Source organism: Bartonella elizabethae F9251 = ATCC 49927 (genome assembly GCF_000518165.1).
In the GTDB taxonomy this organism is placed as follows: Bacteria; Pseudomonadota; Alphaproteobacteria; order Rhizobiales; family Rhizobiaceae; genus Bartonella; species Bartonella elizabethae.
In genome coordinates this window covers 1-25,824 of sequence record NZ_JADB01000004.1, presented here as the reverse complement: position 1 = coordinate 25,824, position 25,824 = coordinate 1, and the positions used below count along the sequence as shown (strand labels likewise).

Here is a 25,824-nt window from a genome sequence, read left to right as displayed (position 1 = left end):
ACAAAAGAGAAAGAAAAAGTATCATGAATGGCTCATTGGTACTCCTCCATCTTGCTGGCGCTGTTTCTTTACTTCTCTGGGCCACACGCATGGTGCGCACAGGAATTGAGCGCGCCTATGGTGACAGGCTTAAATATAACCTGCGCCACGTCATCTCGAAACCATTGTTTGCTGTAAGTTTTGGACTTTTTACAGCGATGATCTTACAGAGCTCTACAGCCATAACGCTCCTCGTTGGTTCTTTTGTTGAATCTGGTTTTGTCTCTGGAGTAGCAGGACTTATGGCTGTACGTGGAGGAGAGTTAGGATCAGCACTCGTTGTTAAAATTCTCACCTACGATCTCACACTTGTTGTACCCCTTTGCCTTTTAATTGGTACTTGTATCTTCATGACAACACAAAAACGTGAGTGGCGCCAAATAGGACGTATTGTCATCGGTATTGGTCTTTTGATTTTGTCTTTACAAATGATCAGTACAGCGACAGAACCTTTGCGGGATAGCGAAATTTTGCCGAGCATCATTCGTTACCTTTCCACCGATCCTGTTTCAACTTTTTTGTTGGCTGCGGCTTTAACCTATCTCTTACATTCATCCATTGCAGGAATCATTTTGCTGGTTAATTTTGCAAACTACGACCTTATCCATACACAACTTTGCGTTATCATGGTTCTTGGTGTCAACTTTGGCTCTTCTCTTATAGCACCGCTTTTAACACGCAACGCTTCTCCCAATACCCGTCTTGTTCCCTTAGGCAATTTACTCATGCGTGGAGCCGGTTCAATCCTTGTGCTGATCTTATTTTTGTCTTTTCAACCACCCATCACATGGCTTGGCAATGACGCTCCTACTCAAGTTATCAACGCCCATATCATTTTTAATATTTTCATTCTCCTCGCTGGAATACCGCTTTCAAAATGGGTTTTAAAATTGACCACTCAAATCGTTCATATGAGTACAAAAAAAACGCAAACCAATAAAACGCTCAATTTATCGGATCAAACAGCTCTTGATGATAGCGTTCTTGAACGCCCAGCTCTAGCGCTCTCCAATGTCATGCGTGAAGTTATTCATATTTGTGATCTTGTCGACATTATGCTAGAAAAAATCATGGGACTTTATGAAGAGCCAGATCTCCATATTATTGCTGAACTCAATCAACTAAACACCATATTGGACAAAAAACATATCGCCATCAAACTTTATCTTGCACGATTAGCGGGACAAAAATTATCGGATGAAGAAGCTCTTAAAACACAAGAGCTTCTAGGTGCCTGTATAAAATTAGACCAAGCAGGCGATATCATTATTCACAATATGCTGATGCTGGTTAAAAAGAAACAACAAAAAAATCTAAAGTTCAGCAACGAAGGCTGGGATGATCTCCTTCGTTTCCATGCCATTGTACTGGCCAACGCGCATATCGCATTTAATGTTCTCGTCTCCCGTGACACCCACACGGCCCATCTATTGGTGCAAAAAAAAGATCAACTACGAAACTTAGAAAAAGAGATGAGTTTAAAACATTTTAAACGCTTGCGTGAGGGAGATCTCAAAAATGTAGAATCGTCCAGTCTTCATCTTGATACTGTCCGCGACCTCAAACAAATTAACTCTCTGTTGACCTCAATGATCTACCCTATCTTAGAAGAACAAGGTCTTCTTCAAAGTTCACGCCTACGCAACCCTGCTGAAGAACAAACAGAAAAATCTTAAACTTTCCAAACAAGAAACGCATCCTATCGATTACTCAATTTTGAACTTTTAAATATCTTGCTTAACATATTGATTTAATAAATATTTTAGACGTTTTAAATGCACTCTCTTCAATCGTGTAAATTTCTCTCATTTTTAATCTATTCATAATGAATTTCCCAAAATTATTTGCTTGCACTTAAGCGGTTTGCCCCATACCCCATGTAGAATAAAGCTCTTGAACAAAGAATGTCTCGCCTTCTTAAAGCAAAAACTGTATTTCATATAAAGCAATAGATTGATTTATAATGATAATTTACTCATTTATATTGAAGGAGCCCCCAAGATATTGTAAGATTCTCTCATTCCAAAGCCATTCCTTGTTAAATCAATCAAAACCATTCACTTACACATTAAAATGTGGATAATTCCGTATGGAATAAGATGATACAAAAAAAGACTTAAAACACCTCTTATGAACTGTCTTAAAAACCAAGAACTCTCGCAACATTCGAAGTAAGTGTGTAATGCTATCGCTTGCTCTTTTATGAAGCCCAAAGATGGGGATGCTTAATGAATTTTTCCCTCTTCACAGACATTATCATAAAAATCATAAAATAGGGTTTGGGAGAGGTCTCTATAAGGAGATGGCAAAAAGTATGATCGTTCCAGCCTAAATTCACCTCGTAAAAAAGCGACCACTTCACAGGAGTAGCAAAGTAAAGAAATATCTAATAAGGAATGCAAAATACCTCCTAATTGCAACGTTTATGTCCATAAACATTTATATCAATATTTGTAGAGATTGAATTTATACAGCATTTTATAACGCATTAACAAAACAGTTTTAATTTCATTTCAAACAATGTTGATATCAATTGGCAAGTGCCAAATCTTTAAATATTCATTTATCTTATTATTTTAATGTGAATTATTTTTCAAAAATTTTTATAAAACAATAGTTTAAAAAAATGATAAATACACTTTATTTATTCTTAAAATATTTTTACAAATATTTTATTTTTAAATCATATTTTAAATTAAATTATTTCTTTATAAATTAAAATTTTTTATATATATTTATAATAATTAGATATTATACTGATATAAATATCAGTATTATTTTAATATACAGGAAATTAATAAGTAAAATCTCTAACAAAAATATCCTTTCCACTGGGTAAAAAGGGAATAAACCTTGATCTTTACAAAGTTTACTCTAGTTACAATCTAAATGCAGGCAAAGGAGAGTATCATGGAAAATGCAAACATCGGTTGGATTGCAGCTATCATTATCGGCGCGGTTGCAGGTTGGGCTGCACAGTATATTATGAAAAGCCAGACCGGAATATTGTTAAATATTATCTTAGGGATTATTGGCGCTGCCTTAGCGAGTTTCCTTTTTAGTCTTTTAGGCGTAAGTTTTGGTGGTTGGCTCGGTTATCTTATTTCAGGTTTTATAGGAGCCTGTATTCTTATATGGATAGGACGAAAAATTCGATCATAAGGCTTTTATTTATTCCATCACCTTTGGGTGTTCAATAAAATAATTGAAATATTTTAGAATATTTCTGCGTAATACATTGATACCTGTTTGGGGTATGATGGTGAGGTGCTTAAGCTCAAATTTCTAGCATACACCATCATATATCTTAACGAAAAACAGTAAAAAACTTTATAACGCATCCTTCTTCAATATCTATATAAGCCTAGGCATATCAGGAAGGGTGTAAGCATTATTTTAATGAAAGACGAACTTATTTTGTACCGTGTTTTTGTAGGCAAACACACAAATCCAGCTCATCGCAGTGTCATCGCAATCTATAAAGGCGACTAAAACCAATCATGATGATGATTAAAGATCCTACCACGTAATACCTAATGTCTATACACTTCAGCAACAAGACCATTTTTACTAAAAAAAACCGAAGAGCCCTTTTGTATTCTCAAACGATAAAGATAGGAAGTAAGCGCAAAATAATAAAAAAATAAACGCTATAAAGTTGATATCCTCCTTTTTTCTTTTCCATATTTTTATTATTGATCAATTAAAGGAATCCAAGGTATTGAATATAAAAATTTAAATGATGATATATTCTTTTACATTAATTTATAACAATGAAAACATATTAATACTTATACTTAAAATCTATCGAATTAATGCTCCCTGTATTATAAAAAATACGCTCACCTTTCCACCTTAATTCAAAAGCTCTGTGTATCCGACTTTTAAAACTATATTAAGGGTTTTTCTCCTTTTAAAATTTCCTCTTTATATTGTCTTATATAGATGAATTCTTCCTCTCTTTTTCCTCAGCGTTACAAACGAATGCTAAAACACGAAATATCTACCCATTTCCCTCGTGTTATCAAAAAACTCTATAACCTATTTTCCACATATCTTCTTTTAAAGATCTTTTCTTTCGGTGTTCCCTTTGATATTTTTCTGTTAAAATCTTGCTGCTTTCATACGCCTGTACGACATAAAGCCATCTCTTCAGCGCACTCAGCATAACATATGGAATAGAATTTTAGATGTGGAGTAAAACGATGTCTGATCTTGAAGATTCCATCTTACCACCTCTGAAGTGGTTCTTTGATCAAAATCCTCCCATACCAGAAAACATTCGGGACTGGCTCATGGAATCGGGCTCAATGACGCTTCGATTAAAAAAATATTGCACCTGTTTTCAAGTTCAACAACAACGCGAATGTTTTATTACACGCGATAAATTAAAGGAAGAAGCAGAACATCTCCCCAAAAATGCGCGTTATTGGCTACGCGAAGTCATCTTAATGGGCGATAATAAACCTTGGCTCCTCGGACGCACTGTCATTCCACAAGAAACCCTCCACCACAATCAAGCCTTGATGCATTTAGGAACGACCCCCTTAGGACACTATTTATTTAACAGTGACAAACTAACCCGCGATTACATTCATATTGGACAACAAGGCACGCTATGGGCACGCCGTTCCCGTTTGCGGCTAACGGGTAAGCCATTGTTGCTCACTGAACTGTTTTTAACCGATTCACCCCTGTATACCCATAAATAGAGGATATTCATTTTATTCTGCATAATGTATGGATTTTGCATAGCTTAAAAGGGGTATCAGAGCAAAAAAAAATTCAAAACCATCTGCATTTAAACTTCTTGCCAAATAATCACCACTCTTGGAAAATAACAGCAACTCTTTCATCAAAAAAACGCTCTAAATCATCAAAAAAGACAACAATAAACGCCTCCCAAAATTTTAAAATTTGGATAAGTTAGCTTTTTCTCATCATCCTATTTTTTTAACTTTAATTGAAGACAATCAATCTGTTTAAAAGTAAAAATCTCTATAATCTTTTTGTTTGTTTCATAATTTAATAACTTTGAAGAACAGCAAAATATAAAATAGAAAAAAATATTTTATCGCTCCATAAGCCTCCAAAACAGATTTGTTCATTTCAAAGGAGTATTTTTTGATAAAAGCTTTATGCATAAGATAAAGATTATGAACCAATATTTTACTAACCTAACAAAAGCCTCACACAATAAAAAATATCTTCTAATTTCTTTGAAATGATAAGATCTATTGCAATTTTTTACGAAGACTATTGCACACTTTAGAAAAATTCATTTGCCCTGCGTAGCGTTCCTTAAGCCACGTCATCACCTTACCGATATCACGTAATTTTTTAGCTTTCGTTTGTGCCAAAGCCTCACAAATAACCTGTTCTACTTCCATCTCTTTAAGCTGATAAGGAAGAAATTCACGAATAACTTCTATTTCGGCTTGTTCTTTCTCTGCTAACTCCAAGCAACCAGACTCTTTATAGACACGCATTAACGCTTCACGCTGTTGAAGCATTTTCGTAAAAACAGACTGTATCTGCTGATCATCAACTTCTAGCTTCCCTTCATCATAATAAAGAATATCACGATCTCTAACCGCAGCATTCATTAAACGAAGTGTAGCAAGACGCGCACTATCTTGCGCTTTCAAAGCAGCCTTAAGAGCCCCATCAATCTGGTCACGCAACATAAATTTATCCAATTTTGTTCAAACGGAAAATGCTTTTTAACCAATCTTTATCCATCTTGCAATGGAGGATAAAAAAATAATCGAGAACTCGATCTTAGAAAAGATAAAAACAAGACTTTACCTCTTCATGGAATGCCCTTATACTCTCTGCTTTAAGCAAAACATGACTAGAATAATAGACACAGCATCTGTTAGCGGTATAATTTTTGTGTAAAGTTAATCATTATACCTTTCAGAAAATAAATTGTGGATACACACTATGATACAAACAATTTCATCGAGCAGCTCTTGGAGTGTTAGCAAACCTACAGCCCTCTTAGTTCTTGCTGATGGAACTGTCATTGAAGGTAAAGGAGCAGGTGCGACAGGTATTGCTGAAGCTGAAGTATGTTTTAACACCGCCATCACAGGCTATGAAGAAATCCTTACAGACCCATCATACACACAACAAATTGTTAATTTTACATTTCCTCATATAGGAAATGTAGGGGCAAATAGTGAAGATATCGAAGCTCTCACGCCTCTCAACGACCACGGTGCTGTTGGCGCTATTTTCAAGGCAGATATTACACATCCTTCAAACTATCGTGCCAATGAAAACCTTCATCAATGGCTTAAAGCCCATAAAATTATTGCTCTTTGTGGTATTGATACACGCGCACTCACAATTCTTATTCGTGAAAAAGGTGCGCAAAATGCTGTCATTGTGCATGATCCTGATGGAAATTTTGATATTCCTTCTTTAAAAAAACGTGCACAAAAATGGCATGGTCTCGTCAATCTTGATCTTACGAAAGAAGTGACATCTCAATCGTCAATGCAATGGGATGAAGAACCATGGCGTTGGAATAAAGGATATGGCACAAATAATGTGCACAATCTTCATATCGTTGCCATTGACTATGGTATTAAACGCAATATTCTTCGCCTTATGGCAACACAAAAAGCACGCATTACTGTTGTGCCCGCCCACACCAGTGCAAAAGAAATTCTGGCAATGAATCCTGATGGTGTTTTTCTTTCTAATGGTCCAGGAGATCCGGCGGCTACAGCTCAATATGCCATTCCAACGATCAAAACATTGATTGATCATCATTTACCAATTTTTGGAATATGTCTTGGTCATCAACTTCTCGCTCTGACAGTTGGCGCAAAAACCATAAAAATGCACCAAGGACATCATGGTGCAAACCATCCCGTTAAAGACCTTAACAGTGGAAAAGTTGAAATTGTATCGATGAATCATGGCTTTGCTGTCGATGCAACCTCTTTACCAAAACATGTTCAAGAAACACATATCTCTCTCTTTGACGGTTCAAACTGTGGTATTCGAATCATTGGAAAGCCCGTTTTTTCTGTTCAATATCACCCCGAAGCTTCTCCGGGACCACAAGATAGTCACTACCTCTTTCAGCATTTTTCTGATCTCATTATGAATTATAAAAAAATATCTTAAAATAAGATGCAAATAAATATATGCAGCATTTTACTTTCCATTTGAGTATAAAAAACTGAAATTGTTTGTACAACACTGATGCGGTTTTTCAACAGGCTGCTCTCCCTGAACACTAAATGGAAATAAGCAAAAAACATAAGCTTTACGATACACAACCATATCACAAAACAGAAAATTATTTGCAGTGAATGAGAAAGATAGATCGGTATTTATCCAATACTTTACAAAACAAATATCACAAAAAATTTTTGCTTATTAAATGTAATTTTTTGAGCATTCTCTCGCAAAATATTTTTACTAACCCCCTTCAACAAATTAACGTACGCGCAAAGTAAAAATGACCGTTGCAACGATAAGAAGCAAAAAGCCCCCAACAAAGGGAGCACCAGAAAAATAAAACAGTGCATTTTTATCTGTAAAACATTCAAAGAGAAACACATAAAAAACAGAACCAAATATTAAACTCAATGAAACAACAGATGTCATGGCTCCTTGTAGTTCTCCTTGTACATTTGTCGGCACCTGTGCTGAAGCAATAGCACGAATAGGTGCATGAACAAGATATTCAAGCATTGTACATACACAGACCATATAAACCATCCACCCCTTTGTTGCGAAGGTATAGCCTAGCATAGCAATGGATGCAAACAAAAGCCCCACTATCGTAATACGCCAATCGCTCCATCGTTTAGAAAAATAAGGCAAAATAAGAGCGACAACAATAAATTGTCCTATCCCAAAAACGCTATAGGATATTCCTATGGAAAACGAACTCCACTCATAGCGTTCTTTTGCAATGAACGCCCAAATGCTTAGCCATACAGATTCCGCAAACCAATAAAGAAAAAAGACTAACAATACCCAAAGAACCATCGGATATTGCTTCAATTGCCAAAAAGCACCTAAAGGATTTGCCCGCTTAATATCAAAAAAGCGCCGATTCCATAAAGAAAGAGTCTCAGGAAGCATAATCCAAGCAAAAATAAAATTAATGAGTGAAAAACCAGCAGCAAAATAAAACGGAATACGCGGACCAAACTGACCTAAAAAACCACCAATAAATGACCCCAAAATAAACCCTAATGCAGAGGCAACCCCTAATAGACCAAAATTGCGTGTACGGTTTTTTTCATCGGATATATCAGCAAGATAAGCTGTACACGTTGCAAAACTAGCACCACTTATTCCTGATAAAAGACGCCCGATAAATAACATAGAATAGCACCATGCTATAGCACATATCAGATTATCAAGAGCAAAACAGATAATAGAAACAAGTAAAACAGGACGACGACCATAACGATCAGAAAGATTGCCAATAACAGGAGCAAACAAAAACTGCATCACTGAATAAGCTGCAAGTAATTTTCCTCTTTCTACAAAAGATGTGCTGACATCTTTTCCAGTTAACTGAGAAAAATATTCAGGCAAAACGGGACAAATAATTGCAATGCCAAGAATATCTAACAATAAAGTGATAAACACTAAAATGAGCCCACGTCGAACAAATTTCGGATTGAGCCTGTGATCTTGCATAACATACATACTATTTTACACTCAGTTACTCATTTTACACGCACAGTTACACCCCCGCTTTCTTTTACCCTCTTCTTTTTTAAGTACTCTATACCGTATAAATTTCACATGCAAAATAATAACAAAGTAAAAATTTTAAAAAGAGTCAAGATAAAAATATAAAATTATTTTTTACTTGGTATATAATTATCGAAGTATGAATTATATTTTTTTAAAATTAAACGAACAAATATTCATGAGAGAAAATCATTAATAAGATCTCCGAAGAGATAGAAGATCCTAATAATTTTAGAGACATTATATAGTTTTCAAGAAATTATAATTGACTTTATCAATCATTATTCCCCCCACTCATACCACACCTCTCAAAAATCGTAATTTTATTGAATAGATCAGAGAGCCTATAATCATTAAAACATTACAAAAGATAAGCTCTTAAAAATTTTTCTCATCCTCAGAATATACGATAACCTTAAAGAAGCATCATCAGAATAGCTTAACACTGTAAAAACGGATCATATTTATTGAAGCCATCAATGATTATATGCTATTATTAAATCCAATAATGGTCTAACGAATAAGCATGAGGCAATACCCCTTTTAGTGAAAGTTCTCCATGAGCTGTGAATTTTAAAATAGTGTATAAAATGCGAAAAATATCCCTGTTAATTCTCACTTTAATATTCGTGACAGGATGTGATGTTCAAAACTCTGATTCACAAAAGGGTATTTTAGAAAAAAAAAGAGACACTCAACAAACAACCAACATAGAGCTAGATCCCTATACTTTAAATAAATTAAATGCTCTTCTCAAAAAACGTTCAGAAATAAATGATCCCGAAAAGGGAGCCCTGATTGATTTTTTTTCTAAAGCTTTTTTAGGGACACCTTACAAAGCAAATATGTTACAGGGCTCAGAAAAGATACCAGAAAAACTCATTATTGATTTTAGAGGCTTAGATTGCTTCACGTATCTAGATTATGTTGAAGCATTGCGCAAATCAACATCCCCAAAAGAATTCATTAATAACGTCATAAGAACGCGTTACATTAAGGGTAAAGTCCATTTTTTAAATCGAAAACATTTTTTTACAGACTGGGCTTATAGAGAATATAAACTCGCCGCTGATATTACCGCTGAAATAAGTCCTCATGCGGTGAGTATAGAAAAATATCTCAATAAAAAAGCTGATGATAGAAACTATCTTCCTGGACTTCCTGTTGTAAAACGCACAATAACGTATATTCCAAGTAACTTTATTAATGAAGAGGTTATAAGCCGTTTAAAATCAGGTGATTTCATTGGCATTTATACAAAAATTGCAGGATTGGATGTGACACATGTGGGGTTCTTTATCATGACGGATAAAGGCCCAATGTTACGAAATGCCTCTTCACGAAAAGCAAATGAAAAAGTCGTTGATTCCCCTTTTATGGATTATGTTGCAAAAACACCAGGAATCATTGTTTTAAGGGCTCTTTAATAACATCACAGCAATAAGAAAAAAATATTTTGGGGAAAGAATAAATGAAGCGAGATATGTCATGATTGTGATCTCATAAAGTATTTTATATAAATGATAACTTTTATATAAAAGGGATCATTGTTGTACCGGGAGGGAGTTTTGCCTCATCTTCAGGTTCGACATGAATAGAAATGCGCACATTATCAAATTCTTTTTGAAGAACACTTTCAATTTTATCACAAATTTTATGGGCTTCTCCGACCTGCATGACAGCTGGTACAACCAAATGAAACTCTATAAAAGTAACTCTACCAGCAACACGCGTGCGTAAATCATGGATTTCAAGTGCTCCATCTGCATTGGCAGAAATCAGCTCCCGAATCCGCATGGTTTCATTCAATTCAACGCCAACATCCATTAATCCTTGAACAGCATTCCTAATCACCTTCCAGCCCTGTAAAAGAATATTAACAGCAACGATTATCGCTAAAATAGGATCTAAAACACCCCATCCCCCTACAAAACCAGCAATCAAACCAATTAAAATTGCAAGCGAAGTAAAAACATCCGTTATAAAATGTACCCCATCAGCTTTAAGAGCCGGTGAGCGATGATGTTTTCCCTGCCAAAGCAGAACCATTCCCCACATGCAATTTATAACAGTTGCAACAAGATGAATAACAAGCCATATTCCAGGTTTCTGTAACAATTTAACGGTGGCAAGTGCTATCCACGCTTCTCTTAAAATAACAATTGCCGCAATAATAATGAGGATTCCTTCAAGAATCGCGGAAAAATATTCCGCTTTATGATGCCCAAAAGGATGATCATGATCCGCTGGCTTCAAACTCACTTTAACAGCCCACCATGCCGCTAATGAGGCAAGGATATTGACGATTGATTCCAATGCATCAGAATAAAGTGCAACCGACCCTGTGATGTGATATGCCCAATATTTCAAAGCAAAAACAATACACGCAATAAAAATGGAGTATAAAGTTAAGCTTTGTATATTGATTTTCACATTCATGAAACGCGTCCTTTTCTTCAGAAAATAAGGAATAATATTTTAAACCCTATAACGATATTTTTGACATATCACCAATATTTTCTCAATATTACAGAAGCTACCATACGCTAAATGCCTCAACGCACCCTTGTTATCGCAAAAGCCCCCCAGTTACACGAGCATCAGCAATAAAGGATAAAGAAAACAAGGCATAAACAAACAGCTTTTCCCAAGAGGAAATAAACAAATTCCCTTCATGAATCATCTTCTGAACAACTTAAAACCATCTCACGTTTTATGAACGAAAAAACTTCTTTTGCTCAAATGTGTCATGATCACGCATTTTTTTTCACATTTTATGATATGCATGATGACGCCACCTATAAACATTTCTGTATCTTAGAAAAAATGACTGAGCACTCCCCTATCCCCCTACAGCTTAAGGAAATTTTAAAATAGGACTGCTAAAAGACTTAGAAAAAGAAAAAAGAAAAAGATTCACGGCTCCCAAAAAGAATCTGGGCATTGGGGACCCAGATTCTTTTCCCTTATAACTAAGGGCATACAGAACTTGGGAAATAGCGGGGACCCAAGACACTGCACCCGATACGAAAACAAAACTTATTATCCCGCATCAGTATTTTTACGATACACTAATCTGTATATATTGTCAACAAAAATTCTACCATAAGTTTTAAAATAATATTTTTTATCTCTTTTTTTAAAAATAAAGCAAATTCTAACAACTGGAAATTGAAAGAAAAAAGCATTAAGAATCTCGCATGCATTTAAATATTACAACAATTGACGAAACCAATGACCCACGCCTAAAAGACTATCATAATATCCGTGAAAAAGATCTTGTTGGACGACAACAGCAATTTATTGCTGAAGGTAAAATAACATTGTCCGCATTATTGCATTCGAAAGAATTTTCTCCTCTCTCGCTGCTTATCTTAGCAAAACGCCTCCCTGGACTTCTACCGCTTTTAGAAAAAACACAACCTCAATGTCCCATTTATTGCGTTTCACAAAAAGTCATGGATGGTATCACCGGTTTTCATGTTCATCGTGGTATTCTGGGTATCGGTAAACGCAAAACGCTCCCATCATTACAAAGTTTTTTACACAACCTACCAGAAAAAGCTTTGATTCTGGTTTTATGTGGTATCTCGAATCATGATAATATGGGATCAATTTTTCGTAATGCGGCAGCCTTTGCCAGTCACGGCATTATTGTCGATAAAACCTCTTGCGATCCGCTTTATCGCAAATCAATCAGAGTTTCTGCTGGTGCTGCCCTAAAAGTACCCTATACGCAAAACGCTCATATAAATGACATTATAGCTGCTCTAAACGATGAAAATTTTCATCTTTATGCACTCTCTCCCTCTGCCTCACACACGCTCAAGCAAGCAAACAAAACTAAAAGAATAGCCCTTATTTTTGGAACAGAAGGTGATGGCTTACCACCTCATATACTACAACAATCACAAGCCTTACGGATTCCCATGACTGATGGCTTTGATAGCCTCAATGTTGCCACAGCCTCAGGGATTGCTCTCGCCCATTTTACCGACTTTGACCATTCAAGATGGTAAGATTTTAAGTTGTAACAAATATTCGATGATGTGTGTTCTTTACCAACCCCACAAGTCGCTATCCCCTAGCATTTGAGAGCATCCATCAAAGACATTTTTACATTTCTTTTTATCAACTTCCCCACCACAAGCCCACTTGTCCAGCACCCCCCTTGTAAAGGGCAAAAGACACGGATTGAATGGATTCAACCATAAAAAAATTGACTGAGAAAGATTTACACAAGCCTTTCATTCAAATTGAAGGATAAAATTATCATTATCAATCAATTTATTATCTTTTTATGAAGCTGTTGTCTTAAGTTCAGAGGAAACAGAATCTTTTGTTTCAAGATTGCACAACACACGTTTCAACATCATTTCAATGTCAGCCGCACGCTCTGAATGCGTTACAAATCCTCCCCCAAGAATACGCGCCTCATGACCATTTCCATCATAAAGAACGCAAGCTTGCCCTGGTGCCACACCGTTTTCACATTCCAACAAATCAACGGAAAAAACACCTTCTTTATAATGCAAGCGCGCAAGATGAGGCGGACGCGTTGAACGGACCTTTACCGCCACTTCAATACCTTGAGAAGGAAAATTATCCAACGACTCATCACCAAGCCAATTCACATCCCGTAAAAAAAGCTTATGTGTTTCTAACATTTCACGCGGACCAACAATAACACGGGCATTTTCCACATCGAGATAAACCACATAAAGCGCTTCCCCCGTTGACACCCCAATACCACGACGTTGACCAACAGTATAATTAACAATCCCCGAGTGTTTGCCTAAAATCTTTCCATCAATATGGACAATAAAACCAGGATTAGCAGCTTCTGGACGCAGCTTTGCGATAACATCTGAATATTTTCCCTGTGGAACAAAACAAATATCCTGACTATCATGCTTATTGGCAACCACAAAGCCCATTTCTGCAGCCATTTCGCGAACGCGCGCTTTTGGAAGATCTCCAAGGGGAAAACGCAAATAATCAATCTGTTCTTGTGTTGTTGCAAAAAGAAAATAACTTTGATCACGATCATTATCAAGAGGACGAAAGAGTGCTCGATGTGCCCCATGAGAACGCGAACGAATATAATGTCCAGTTGCCAAAGCATCGGCTCCCAATTCACGAGCTGTTGCTAACAAATCAGCAAACTTAACTGTCTGATTGCATGCAATACATGGAACTGGAGTCTCTCCATGAGCATAGCTTTCTGCAAAAGGATCAATAACAGCTTCGCGAAAGCGTTTCTCATAATCAAGAACATAATGCGGTATTCCTAACGTTTCTGCAACACGACGCGCATCTTCAATATCTTGTCCCGCACAACACGCCCCTACCCGATGCGTTGCAGCCCCATGATCATAAAGCTGCAATGTAATGCCAATGACATTATATCCTTCCTTTTTTAGAAGACCTGCAACAACCGATGAATCAACCCCCCCCGACATTGCAACAACAATGCGAGAATCCTTAGGTTGTCCTGGTAAATCAAGACTGTTCAAAAACATGTATTCATTCTCTATTTAGTACTCTATTAATGGATAGCCATATGTTAACATTCTGATATGCGCTTCTTCTTTTATGCTTTTGCCACTTTTATGCTATTGATTGCCCTTATATTGTTTTTTTATCCTTTCTACAACCATAGCATCATTTTCTTAAAAGCAGCTGTAAATAAAAAAGAGTGATAGAAATAAGGCATAATAGTAATCATTTGGGGGAAATCAGTTAGAAAAATCATTGAGGAAAATTTTTTTCTCTTTTTTTCAATCTAGCAAAATATTGCAAGAGGCGCTTCTACACAGTTTGCTTAAGCTTCTTTATTACCCGCTCAATCACTTTATTAATTTTTTCTTTCAGCGCGTTTAGCTCTTTTTTAAATTTCATACTCTATAAACGAATCAAGTCCTTGACGAAAGGTAGAGGATACGAATGACCAATTTGATAAAAACACAAATGAAATATGTTATTGGGCCAGATGGAAGTCCACTGACAATTGCCGACCTACCGCCACAAACAACACGGCGCTGGGTGATTCGTCGCAAAGCTGAAGTTGTGGCGGCTGTCAGAGGCGGATTGTTAAGCCTTGACGAAGCGTGTCAACGCTATACTTTGACTGTGGAAGAATTTCTTTCATGGCAAAGTTTGATCGATGAACACGGCTTAGCGGGATTACGAACGACCAAGATTCAAGATTACAGGCATTAAGTTGCCATTGATCATGATTTGATAACATAAAGCACTTTATAAAAACAGCCAAACTTAATAAAAGTTTGGCTGTTTTTATATTATTTTCAGTAGATAAATCTGACAAATTGCTTTTTTAAGAATTGTTTTGATTACTCATTCATTGAATTAGCCAACCATTGAATTAGATTGAATCAAAGTATCTTCATCATCCACATCATCCGCGACAGTCTTTTTTTCTCGTGCTTCCAAAAGCTGTGCATATTGTAGCTCTGTATGCGCTTCATGAAGAGCAATTTCAGCATTTGTTTTTTGAAGCTGTAAATCACGAATGGAATTGAGCAAATTATCACGTCTTTGCCGAGCAGCACGTGCAAAAGCAGAATAAGCAAAATGGTGAACATCATTGTTTCCAGATTTACGTTCTTCATGAGAAATCTGTGTTTCCAATTCTAACACCATTCGTTCAAATTCTGCGATCATCATTTCAAGCTGTGCAATTTCACGGCGCTTTCCACGCACTTGAAACATCCTCAATCGCACCATATTTTCCCGTGGCTTCATACTCACTACTCCTTGATTGTGCTAACTCAAAACGCGCATTCATACTCAATTCATATCGTTTTAGTTATATGTCTAGTCGAAAAAAACAGTCTATTAATAAGACCATAACTCCGCCCTTCCTTAAAGCATCTGCAAACACAACCTTCTTTAAAGAGCCATAACTATTTCTTCACTTTTCCCTCCCACTATAAAATGAAGAGGTTTAAAGCTCCGTAAATAAACACTGAAATTGTAAAAAAGTAATTTATAAAACTTTTTTTAAAAGATTTTTTTTAGATTAAAGTTTATAGGAAAAGCCCTTCATTTCTTATTATGTTAAAAAGTACGCAATTTTTTCAAAATAATTTTGTAGCCTCTTTTAAAAATAACAATATTTTGTTAACCACTATCATGGATAGTGGGGAATTTGGTAGTGATTGTTACGCGTACTACTGAAATATTTATAAACGCTTTATTGCTAAGTGTTTAATTTCATGAATTGTTTTTATCAACAGTGGTTTTACCAACTGTTTATAAAATAGAAATGCTCCTTGTGATTCGTAAAGGAGCGAAGTGAGGGATCTAAAATGCGCGTATTATTAATTGAAGATGATAGAGCGGTTACTCAAAGCATTGAGTTGATGCTAAAGTCAGCCAATTTTAATGTTTATATCACTGATCTGGGTGAAGAAGGTATCGATTTAGGAAAACTCTATGATTATGATATCATTTTGCTTGATCTGAATTTACCCGATATGTCAGGGTACGATGTCTTACGAACTCTAAGATTGGCAAAAATAAAAACACCTGTCCTTATCCTTTCCGGTATGAATGCCATTGAGGATAAGGTTCGTGGTTTTGGCTCTGGGGCAGACGATTATATGACAAAACCTTTTCATAAGGATGAACTCATTGCGCGTATTCATGCCGTTGTTCGTCGTTCTAAAGGACATGCACAATCAGTTATTGTTACCGGTGATCTCACCGTTAACCTTGACGCAAAAACCGTCGAAGTTGCAGGGCGTCCTGTTCATTTAACCGGTAAAGAGTACCAAATGCTAGAGCTTCTTTCTTTGCGCAAAGGCACAACACTTACCAAAGAAATGTTTCTCAATCATCTCTACGGTGGAATGGATGAACCAGAACTAAAAATTATTGATGTTTTTATCTGTAAACTACGGAAAAAATTGGAAGCAGTCTCTTCTAATGCAAATTATATTGATACCGTTTGGGGACGTGGTTATGTCTTGCGTGATCCAGTTGAAGAGAACGTACGAAAAACCGCTTAAGCAGTGAAAATACACATTGTAAAATCTCGGGGTGTAGCGGGCCGAGATTTTTCCCGAGATTTTTCTCTGTCACAAGTAAAAAACTCGCACACAAAAAATCTCATATAGAAAGCGCTTAAAGCTTAAGAAATAACCACACTCTATTCGCAAATATAATTTTATCGCTCGTAAGTTTGACCGAAGTTTCTTTTTCCCCAATACGGCTTAAGCGCTTCTCTCTTATTCAAAGCTTTTTCACACTTTCTAAAACAATACAATGATCCCTTTCATCAATATTTATTTTCATCTCTGTCACTTCAGCAAGTAACATTGTGTAATAAAATTGGATGACATGTGCATCAATAAGCTCTTCTTGAGCTTTTCCATGATATAACGCAAGAAAATGTGGAGGAATACGAAGAATTTCACCCACAATCTCAAATCGAAAAGAACGTTTATTTTCCTCTTGCTCAATCATAACAACAATTTCACCGCCACGAGAAACTGTTGCATTTGCAATCAATAACAAATTCAGCAGAAGTTTAACTTCATCTTTTTGTAATAAAAGAGAGGGAGCCTGCCATTTTAAAGTTGCTTTTTCTTGCAGCATATATTGTTGAGCAACCTGCTCTGCGGCACGTGTCTCTATTTTTCCTCCACTTGCACCAGCAAAACCAAAAGCCAATCGCGCAAATTGTAGACGTGCAGAAGCACTCGCAACGGATAAACGCACCAATTGCAAAGCCTCTTCTTCAGCACCTCCATCGTCATAAAGCTCCATTGCATTTTGAATAGCCCCCACAGGTGAAATTAAATCATGGCAAAGTCGACTACAAAGCAAAGCAGCAAGATCCATAGGCTTCAAAGAAATAGCGAACGTCATAACGATTGAAAACTCCTAGATTCAAAAAAACAAACTTTATTTTAAAGAAAAACTCTTAACATCTGATGCATAAGAGAAAAAATTAACAATCATGCTAAAAAGTTTTCAGAAATAAATTCAAGAATTTAAATAACCTTACATCTTATTTTTTATTTGAATAGAATGAGAATCCTAATATTATCTTTTTGTTTGTCACTAATAAAAGGAGAAAACTCTATGGCTCTCTCTCTGCTAAAATACTGGTACAAAAATATTATATCTTTAATCTTCCTTTTATTCGTCACCATAAACACTACACATGCTCAACTAAAACCAATAGAGCAAAACGAGCCTCATTATTCACTTCAAGAAATAATTGATTCTGGTCATATTTTTTTTGGGAAAACAACCAGTGGTTTAGCAATCGCAATTCAAAATATTTTTTCACAATATGGCTATCCCAATGCCTATATTTTAGGAGAAGAAGCTTCTGGTGCCTTTTTTGCTGGATTAACCTATGGCGAAGGAAAAGTTTTTACCAAAAGTTATGGTCAGCATAAAGTTTTTTGGCAAGGTCCTTCAGTAGGCTGGGATTTTGGTGGCCAAGGTTCTCGTCTCATGATCTTGGTTTACAATCTTAAGAGCATAAATAATTTATGGGGACGCTATGGTGGTATTTCAGGTTCGGCCTATTTAATTGCAGGGGTTGGTTTTCATGTGCTCAAATACCATGATACCTTGTTAATCCCAATACGGACAGGAATCGGTGCACGTCTTGGTATCAACATAGGATATTTAAAATTAACACCGAAACCGACATGGAATCCGTTTTAAACGTCTTCTTATTTGAAAGGGGGTATTATGCTTATTCAATCGTTTCTTTTTTTTATTCTTGGGGTTGCCACCACTTCTTGGCTATTCGTTCTTTTATCCCCTCTTATTTGGCGTAAAGCCGTTCATTTTGCGCATAAAGATGTTTGTGCACAACTTCCATTATCACTCACGGAAATACAAGCAAACCACGATTTTATCTGTGCACAACATGCTGTAGAATTAGCAAAGAACCAACAAAAGTATGAATCTTTGCAAAAAAAATATGCCCATCAAAAAATCCATCTGAGTCAAGTCATAGAACAACTTTATCGGCTATACCTCCCCGCACAAAACACTTCTCCCAAAGAATCGATCGCCATCAAACAAAATATTGTCAACACAAACACCTTCACAGGAAAGCAAAATGATGCGTGAAAAAATTGCACATTATCAGCAACATTTACAAAAAATCCAAACTCATAAGCTTGATATAACGGCTAACCACCAGCTGCTAGAAGAATTCCGTGAAGAAACAAAAGACCTTGCAGCAACATTAGCAGCTCAAATAGCGCTACAAGAGGGGAAAACATCACCCATAAACACACTGATTCAAAAATCAAAAAGTAAAAATGACCTCGCATCACGTATTCGTAAAAAAATAACTTATCTCTCCTCTAAAAGCCCCGTTCAATAAGTTATCTCTTAAAACACCTTCAATGAAGAATAAAATCGATAAAGGTTCATTGTAGCTCTCATAATCCAAGTGCCTTTTATTAAACGTGACTTTCTCGCTAAACTAAAGAAAAAATTTCTTACCCTACACCGATTTGAAAAAATTCATCTCCTTATCTAGCAATTCGATTTGCTTTTCATATCACCACTTTAAAGGACAGCATTTCATGAATCGTAAAGGCAAATAACACTTAAAAAATATTCATCATACATTCTAACAAAAAATACCTTCTAAGATGGACCACCCATACATAAAGCTTTTACCATAAGTTTTAAAGATAAAAGCATGCTCTCAAGCGTGATAAAAATCTCTTATTTTTTGGATAATTATATCCTGATCCGCTTGCGCCAAGTAAGGATGCATTGGTAAACTTAACACACACTCTCCTAAAGACTCTGAAACAGAAAGGGAATCTTCTACATAAGGAAAGCGTTTATAAGCTAGCTGTTTGTGTAAAGGAGTTTTATAATAAATCATGGTAGGGATAGAATTTTTTTGTAAAAAATCTTTTAATTTATCACGCTCTCTTACCTTAATTGTATATTGTGCATAAGCAGAACGAATATTTTCTCCTATTTCTGGAACAGTAACAGTATCTCTTAACCCATTGGAATAGCGTTGAGCAATTTCTACACGCTTTTCCATTTCATCTTCAAAAATTACAAACTTTTCGAGTAAAATTGCAGCCTGAATACTATCAAGACGTGAATTCATACCAATCCGTACATTATCATATTGTGTTTCACCTTTCCCATGAAACAAAATAGAGCGTAAAAGTTCTGCCAAATCATCATCATTAGTCATCATAGCGCCTCCATCGCCATAACACCCTAATGGTTTTGCAGGATAAAAACTTGTGGCCGCCACATCACCAAAAGCACCGCACATCGTCTTACCGCTTCTTCCCCCCATAGATTGAGCAGCATCTTCAATGACAAACAGATTTTCCTTTGCAGCCACTTGAGCAATTTGCACATAGTCAGCAGGAAGCCCAAATAAATCAACAGCAATAATAGCCTTTGGCTTTAGCCTTCCCTCTTTTTTAACCATTTCGATAGCGTGAGAAAGTTTTTCAACATCAATATTAAATGTATCAGGTAAAACATCCACAAAAACAGGCTCAGCTCCCACCAAAGCAACAACTTCAGCCGTCGCCGAAAAAGTAAAGCTAGGACAAAACACAGCATCCCCTGGACCGATATTTTTAGCCATAAGAGGCATCTTCAAAGCATCTGTTCCATTAGCACATGCAATGACATGTTTAACGCCAAGATACTCAGCCAATTTTTCTTCAAACTCTGTTACTTTTGGCCCCAAAATATACTGACCACTCGCAACCACATGCGCAATTGCAGAATTAATTTTATCTTCAATACGCGCCCGCTGCGCCCCAAGGTCGATGAATTGCATATTAACTCCATTGATCATCACAAGAATACAAAAGCACTACTTATCTCTTTTTATTTATCATAATTGACACCAGCAGCTGTTAAAATCCGTAAAACCGCAATAGCATCATCACCATTTGTACGAGGTAATTGACGCGTTTGAATACAATAAAGAAAATGCCGTAATTCGCAAGTAAGGGGCAAATCTTCACAAACATCAATGTAACTCAGCTCATCCATGCTAAAAGCCCACTCTTGCTTCTCTTTCCAAACGGCAAAATGGTGCATTGCCAATTTACGACTCCACGGTTCCATATCATCAAAAACGAGCATAGCCTTTGTCCCAACAACAGTTAAACGCCTCTCACGATAAGGGCTCAAACGTGAAGCAAAAAGATGACTACGTACACCATTTGGAAAAGTCATATGAACATGAGAAAAATCAGAAATCTGATCAACGACAGCAGCCCCCTCACCGCGAATTTCGGAAGGCTCACATCCTGTCAACGCTAAAATCATTGAGAGATCATGAGGGGCAAGATCCCATAAAGCATCACTGTGTGTGTGAAATTTTCCAAAGCCTAATCGATGAGAGTAAATATATCGCACCTCCCCCAATTCCCCGTTTTTCACCAATTCACACATTTTTTCAAAAGCCGGATGGAAACGTAAAATATGGCCCACCATAAAAACCCGCGCATAGTCCTCAGCCTCCTGAACTTGGCGTTTAGCATCAGCAACACTCAATGCTATTGGTTTTTCCACCAAAACATCTTTGCCATTTTTAACAGCACGCAGCACATTTTGCGTATGAAATTGTGGCGGCAGCGCTAATACGAGCGCATCAATATTTTGATGAGTGAAAAGATCATCTGGTGGAACAACCTCTACACCATACATCGCTGCAAAACTGGCAGCACGATCAGCATTAATATCAGAAACTGCTGCTAAAGCCCCAAGAGAGTGGAGTGTCCGTATATGGTTTTCACCCCAATGACCGCAACCTAAAACCGCTACACGTGGCACCATTTTTATGCCTTACCTTACTTTATCTATAAAATTATACTTTTACATATCGAGGATAAAATAGAATGACAAGAGAAAAGCTTAAAAACGATGCTTGACATCTCCCTATTCTACCTCTTATATCCGCAGAAGATGTAATTATTTGCACTTATAATTTTATTTTGGCGGAGTAGCTCAGTAGGTTAGAGCAGAGGAATCATAATCCTTGTGTCGGGGGTTCAAATCCCTCCTCCGCTACCATTTTTTTCACAGTAGTTTTTATAGTTGTAGCTTGCCAGCTGGTTTTGTATAAATTTATTTTTTTTCACATGATTTTTAAAGGATTCTCAAAGGGTCTTCAAAGACCTTTCAGAGATCATTTAAAGCCTCTTTAATAAGTCTTTATTTTTCTTCTCTTAAAGGTCTCAATTTCTGATGATCCGTCATGAGCAAGAATCGCATTAAAAGAATCGTATTATTTAAGAAGAAGCATGCATAAAATGGTATCTTTTCTTTAGCATAAACTGCGTGACAGTTTTTCGGTTTTCTGAGGTATTATTAAAAAACAAAAGAAGCTTGGAGAAATTTAGTCAACTTGACCGTATTGCGTACCATTAATGCAATTGTGCAATGTTTGCACTATTACTTGTTTGAGGAATTGGGTAAACATTACCCTATTGCTCCTTTAAGGAATAGGGACAACTTGTCCCAATTGCTCTCTCCCACCCAAAGTGCAAACCTTGCACTTTAATCTCAAGAAACATCACGACCGATCAAAGGAGCAGGTTGCACCTTTGATTTTCTGTTTCTTATACGTTTAATTTTCTCATACCTCTTTTCCCTTATCTGGTGCTTCAAAGGTTATTTCTGTGATGTATCCGCTTTACTTTTCATAGCAATAGGTCACGGTTGCAGCATGCCACGTGCCATTGATTTCGTCTCGAAACCCTTGCAGGAGAAGCAGTTGACCTGCCATGATTTCAGGGTGCCCCTCAAGGCTTAAAGAACCACTGCCCATGGTTCGACAAAGCCTATCCGACTCAGAAGCAGCCGCAGCTTGTGCTTCTTGCTCACAAGGATAACACGTCCGCAGACGGCGAATGGGCCCAGTATACCCTGTGCGATGCGTAACAACGTGCTGTTGCCCTTTTGCGCGATCAAAATATCGTGCTTCTATCATGCCATATTGGGTGCGTGGCTCGAGACTAAACTCTCAATGTGAACACTCATGTTAATAAATTGTCTGGAGGAGGAGATTGTCCCCGCTTAAAAATAAAAACTTATTTTTTAAATATACTGAAAAATAAATTATAAATTAAACCCATATATTGCGTATTTAACGATAAATTCAACTTTAACTTTGACAGAGAAAACAAAATAAATTACCAAAGTTATGTCTAATTAACGAAAAGCAATATCTATTTCTTTTCTTCTTTTGAAGAGTGTGGGGAATAATATTGGGGGCTTCAAAAGGAGAGTATTCGTGTATAAAAAATCCCTTCTGTCATCTATGGCGACAGCCGCTATTGTGCTGTTTAATATCCAATTCAATGTTCATGCTGAATCTCTTGAAGTTTCTGGAGAAAAAAAAGAGATCAAAGGTGCCACTTATGAGACTCTTCATGCTCTAAAAGGCGGTCAAATCATCGGAACTGATTTGAAGGTGATCGGAAATAAAGACACAAACTCAAGCTCACACACAAATGTCTACGTTATAAGCACTGAAGGCAAAGGCAGTGCAATTAAATTAACGGGAGATAAAACGACCGTTAAAGGAACGGATTCTGATATCCGTTTGGGTCTTGAAATAAAAGATGACGCGATACTTCAAATGACTGGGGGAATCATTACAGTTTCTGACACTGGCCTTCACTTCTTAAACAGTAACAGCCAAGAAAACAAATTGGAAAATGTGATCATATTGAGTGGTAAAAACGATGCGCCACTCGGAAATGGAATAATAACAGAAAACAGTACAGTCACTTTAAAAAATGTCACTGTCTCTCAAGCAGTTAATGCCATAGTCGGAGATGATCACTCTCAAATAACAGTCACTGGAGGATCATTCGAGAGCACAAACGATAGCATATATGCAAAGCAAGGAAGTTCCATTACTTTAAACAATGCTGCAGTCACATCATATGGTAAAAATGGTGTCTATGCAGACGGTCCGGATTCAAAAATTATAATGATAGGAGGAAGTGCAACAACGAAGAATGAACATTCTTCTGCATTGCATGCAAAAAACAAAGGGAGTATCGATGCCACGGATGTTACTCTTACAACAAATGGTACAGGAACCGGCGCCTTTGCATATGGCGAGAAGAGCATAATTGAATTGCACGGGCATACAACGATTAACAATACTTTAAATGGTCTTAGAGCAATTAATGGTAGCAAAATCTCTAGCGAAGATTTAACAGTCATCGGAGAAAAATCAATTAATTTGGGGGACTACTTTGCACACTCTGGTGTATCTTCAGAAGGCTCTGAAAGTGAGATTAAATTAACAGGCAAAACAATCATTCGCAACTTTGATGAAGGTCTTTATGCAGACGGTGGAGGCAAAATTGTCAGTGGTGATTTAACAATAATCGGTGGTGAGAGCGAAGAAACAACCGTTGGTATAAACATTTGGGAGCCTGAGAGCAAAATTGAATTAAATGGTAACACAATCATTCAAGATACTGATATTGGTCTTGCTGCAGATGAAGATGCTACGATCAAAACGGCTAGTGGTACTAAAAATGAGATAAAAGCAAAAAAAAATGCATTAGCCGTAGTAAATGGCGGACATATGGATCTCACAAATGTTTCTGCAACAGCAGAAGTTTCAGGCTTACAGTTTGCAAATTTTTCTGATAATGATCCACTTGACCCAATGGATCCACAAGAATATCGTAACAATGAAATCAATTTAAACCATGCAATTTTTCACGTTGATAATGGTACAGGAATTTTTGTTGGAGCTGTTGTTGAAAAAAACATTGAAAATAGTCCTGCTCTATCAATCGGTACGCTCAATTTCAAAGATTCAGAAATATATGCCGATATATTATTAGATGATGGTATCTTTTGGAATAAAACTTCTCGGAAAGATAAAAATGTCTGGAATGATAAAGAAGTTAAGGAAATACCCATCGGCAGTTTCACATTAAATGCAGATCATTCCACCTTAGAAGGCAGAGCAAACATTGCACAAGAGAGAAATGTACGCTTTGTCCTGAAAAACGGGACACAATGGTTCTTAAAAAACAGTACACAAGAAAAAGATGCTGAGGGCAATTTACTTGATATCGCTCAAAGGTCACGTTCTGATATTTCTGTGCTAGATCTCGAAAACAGCTCTCTCATTTTTAAAGAACCAACAGAAGATCATTACCACACATTGCATATAGGCTCTGGAAAACCAGAGACCAAAGCCGTCTATAATGCAACAGGTAATACACAGATTTCTTTCAATACTTGGTGGAGTGATGGTAAACCAATCGCTGACCAAAAAACCGATCGGCTTTTGATCAATGGGGATGTTTCGGGAACAACAAACATTTTTGTTAATTTAAAAGGAAATACCACTCAACAAAAACCTTCTGATGTTGAGAAAAATATACGGGGACTTTCTCTTATCCAAGTTTCTGGAACAGCTGAAGAAAGCTCTTTTAAATTAGCCCATGGCTATACCACAATAAATGGTTCACCAGATAAATATATGCTGCGCGTCTATGGACCAAACTCAAGCCAAGGCAAAGCGGATATAAAACAAAATCTCTTTGATGAAAAAAATGAAAAATTCTGGGATTTTCGTCTACAACCGGAGTTTCTTAATTCTAATCCAGAGGCCGGCTCTAACCCAGAGGGATCTGGCTCTAATCCAGAGTCCGGTTCTCATCCTGAAGCAAATGTACATGCACCTGTAGCACAAATGGCAAGCTATTTGGTCATGCCAAATGCTCTCTTCTATAGTGGATTGACTGATATGGCTGAACAAAACGCATTGTTGGCCAATATCAGAACAGCGATCATAGATAAAGGACAAGAAAAACAGAATGGCTTTTTCTTACACACCTATGGAAGCACAGGAACCTTCTCCTCTGAAAGCGCGCCACGCCAATATGGTTATAGCGGTGCTGATCTTCGCTATGCCGCTCTACAAGGAGGAGTGAACTTCGCAACACTGGAAGGACATAATACCACAACACGTTTCGGCCTTATAGGAACCTATGGACAGCTTTCCTT

18 protein-coding genes, 1 tRNA gene and 2 pseudogenes are annotated in these 25,824 nt (G+C 36.9%); 12 read left to right on the top strand and 9 right to left on the bottom strand.

Features of this window, described 5'->3' with window-relative positions:
- The first annotated feature begins 23 nt into the window (after positions 1–23).
- From T429_RS0105200 to ubiC, 3 genes are all read left to right on the top strand, one after another.
- Positions 24–1,715: a Na/Pi cotransporter family protein gene (locus T429_RS0105200; protein ID WP_005773164.1), complete on the top strand. Its 1,692-nt coding sequence runs from the start codon at positions 24–26 to the stop codon at positions 1,713–1,715.
- A 1,234-nt stretch (positions 1,716–2,949) separates the two neighbouring features.
- A complete protein-coding gene (locus tag T429_RS0105190) occupies positions 2,950–3,201 on the top strand; it encodes a GlsB/YeaQ/YmgE family stress response membrane protein (protein WP_005773163.1) in 252 nt (83 codons plus the stop codon).
- A gap of 1,043 nt (positions 3,202–4,244) precedes the next feature.
- On the top strand, positions 4,245–4,751 hold the full coding sequence (gene ubiC / locus T429_RS0105185; RefSeq protein WP_005773162.1) for a chorismate lyase: 507 nt from the start codon (positions 4,245–4,247) through the stop codon (positions 4,749–4,751).
- Positions 4,752–5,273: 522 nt separating this feature from the next.
- Here the strand turns inward: ubiC and T429_RS0105175 are convergent.
- Entirely contained in the window at positions 5,274–5,726 is a 453-nt protein-coding gene (locus T429_RS0105175; protein WP_005773159.1) for a GatB/YqeY domain-containing protein, read from the bottom strand.
- A 259-nt stretch (positions 5,727–5,985) separates the two neighbouring features.
- On the opposite strand from T429_RS0105175, the gene carA reads away from it, so the two are divergent.
- The gene (carA, locus tag T429_RS0105170) at positions 5,986–7,182 is read left to right on the top strand and encodes a glutamine-hydrolyzing carbamoyl-phosphate synthase small subunit (RefSeq protein ID WP_005773158.1); all 1,197 of its coding nucleotides are present in this window, start codon (positions 5,986–5,988) and stop codon (positions 7,180–7,182) included.
- 315 nt (positions 7,183–7,497) lie between these two features.
- Here the strand turns inward: carA and T429_RS0105165 are convergent, their stop codons facing one another.
- Complete coding sequence (locus T429_RS0105165; protein WP_034456008.1) at positions 7,498–8,718, bottom strand: tetracycline resistance MFS efflux pump; 1,221 nt, start codon at positions 8,716–8,718, stop codon at positions 7,498–7,500.
- Positions 8,719–9,365: 647 nt separating this feature from the next.
- On the opposite strand from T429_RS0105165, the gene T429_RS0105160 reads away from it, so the two are divergent.
- Positions 9,366–10,202, top strand: coding sequence for a DUF1460 domain-containing protein (locus tag T429_RS0105160; RefSeq protein ID WP_005773156.1), 837 nt, complete (start codon positions 9,366–9,368; stop codon positions 10,200–10,202).
- Positions 10,203–10,305: 103 nt separating this feature from the next.
- On the opposite strand, the gene T429_RS0105155 is transcribed toward T429_RS0105160, so the two are convergent.
- A complete protein-coding gene (locus T429_RS0105155; RefSeq protein ID WP_005773155.1) occupies positions 10,306–11,214 on the bottom strand; it encodes a cation diffusion facilitator family transporter in 909 nt (302 codons plus the stop codon).
- Between the two features lie 761 nt (positions 11,215–11,975).
- Here T429_RS0105155 and T429_RS0105140 point away from each other — a divergent pair.
- Positions 11,976–12,794: a TrmH family RNA methyltransferase gene (locus tag T429_RS0105140; RefSeq protein ID WP_005773153.1), complete on the top strand. Its 819-nt coding sequence runs from the start codon at positions 11,976–11,978 to the stop codon at positions 12,792–12,794.
- Positions 12,795–13,073: 279 nt separating this feature from the next.
- Here T429_RS0105140 and mnmA read toward each other — a convergent pair whose 3' ends face one another.
- On the bottom strand, positions 13,074–14,297 hold the full coding sequence (mnmA, locus tag T429_RS0105130; RefSeq protein ID WP_005773152.1) for a tRNA 2-thiouridine(34) synthase MnmA: 1,224 nt from the start codon (positions 14,295–14,297) through the stop codon (positions 13,074–13,076).
- Between the two features lie 424 nt (positions 14,298–14,721).
- Here mnmA and sciP point away from each other — a divergent pair, with 424 nt between their 5' ends.
- Complete coding sequence (gene sciP / locus T429_RS0105120; protein ID WP_005773151.1) at positions 14,722–14,997, top strand: CtrA inhibitor SciP; 276 nt, start codon at positions 14,722–14,724, stop codon at positions 14,995–14,997.
- A 147-nt stretch (positions 14,998–15,144) separates the two neighbouring features.
- On the opposite strand, the gene T429_RS0105115 is transcribed toward sciP, so the two are convergent.
- On the bottom strand, positions 15,145–15,540 hold the full coding sequence (locus tag T429_RS0105115; RefSeq protein WP_005773149.1) for a hypothetical protein: 396 nt from the start codon (positions 15,538–15,540) through the stop codon (positions 15,145–15,147).
- Positions 15,541–16,106: 566 nt separating this feature from the next.
- On the opposite strand from T429_RS0105115, the gene ctrA reads away from it, so the two are divergent.
- The gene (gene ctrA, locus T429_RS0105110; RefSeq protein ID WP_005773147.1) at positions 16,107–16,808 is read left to right on the top strand and encodes a response regulator transcription factor CtrA; all 702 of its coding nucleotides are present in this window, start codon (positions 16,107–16,109) and stop codon (positions 16,806–16,808) included.
- 223 nt (positions 16,809–17,031) lie between these two features.
- Here the strand turns inward: ctrA and chpT are convergent, their stop codons facing one another.
- Complete coding sequence (chpT, locus tag T429_RS0105105) at positions 17,032–17,670, bottom strand: histidine phosphotransferase ChpT (RefSeq protein ID WP_005773146.1); 639 nt, start codon at positions 17,668–17,670, stop codon at positions 17,032–17,034.
- Positions 17,671–17,886: 216 nt separating this feature from the next.
- On the opposite strand from chpT, the gene T429_RS0105100 reads away from it, so the two are divergent.
- Both T429_RS0105100 and T429_RS11035 read left to right on the top strand, forming a co-directional pair.
- Positions 17,887–18,483, top strand: coding sequence for a DUF1134 domain-containing protein (locus T429_RS0105100; RefSeq protein WP_005773145.1), 597 nt, complete (start codon positions 17,887–17,889; stop codon positions 18,481–18,483).
- Positions 18,484–18,510: 27 nt separating this feature from the next.
- Positions 18,511–19,156, top strand: a pseudogene (locus tag T429_RS11035) (hypothetical protein).
- A 330-nt stretch (positions 19,157–19,486) separates the two neighbouring features.
- Here the strand turns inward: T429_RS11035 and T429_RS0105085 are convergent.
- Both T429_RS0105085 and T429_RS0105080 read right to left on the bottom strand, forming a co-directional pair.
- A complete protein-coding gene (locus T429_RS0105085; protein WP_005773141.1) occupies positions 19,487–20,605 on the bottom strand; it encodes a DegT/DnrJ/EryC1/StrS family aminotransferase in 1,119 nt (372 codons plus the stop codon).
- 50 nt (positions 20,606–20,655) lie between these two features.
- Positions 20,656–21,612, bottom strand: a complete 957-nt coding sequence (locus T429_RS0105080) for a Gfo/Idh/MocA family protein (protein WP_005773140.1) — start codon at positions 21,610–21,612, stop codon at positions 20,656–20,658.
- Between the two features lie 160 nt (positions 21,613–21,772).
- Here T429_RS0105080 and T429_RS0105075 point away from each other — a divergent pair.
- A tRNA-Met gene (locus T429_RS0105075) sits at positions 21,773–21,849 on the top strand.
- A 492-nt stretch (positions 21,850–22,341) separates the two neighbouring features.
- Here the strand turns inward: T429_RS0105075 and T429_RS11030 are convergent.
- Positions 22,342–22,873 (bottom strand): annotated as a pseudogene (locus T429_RS11030) (late control protein); the annotation flags it as partial.
- A gap of 198 nt (positions 22,874–23,071) precedes the next feature.
- Here T429_RS11030 and T429_RS09805 point away from each other — a divergent pair.
- Positions 23,072–25,824: autotransporter (locus T429_RS09805; RefSeq protein WP_034456006.1), on the top strand; the 2,753-nt coding region annotated here is incomplete at its 3' end.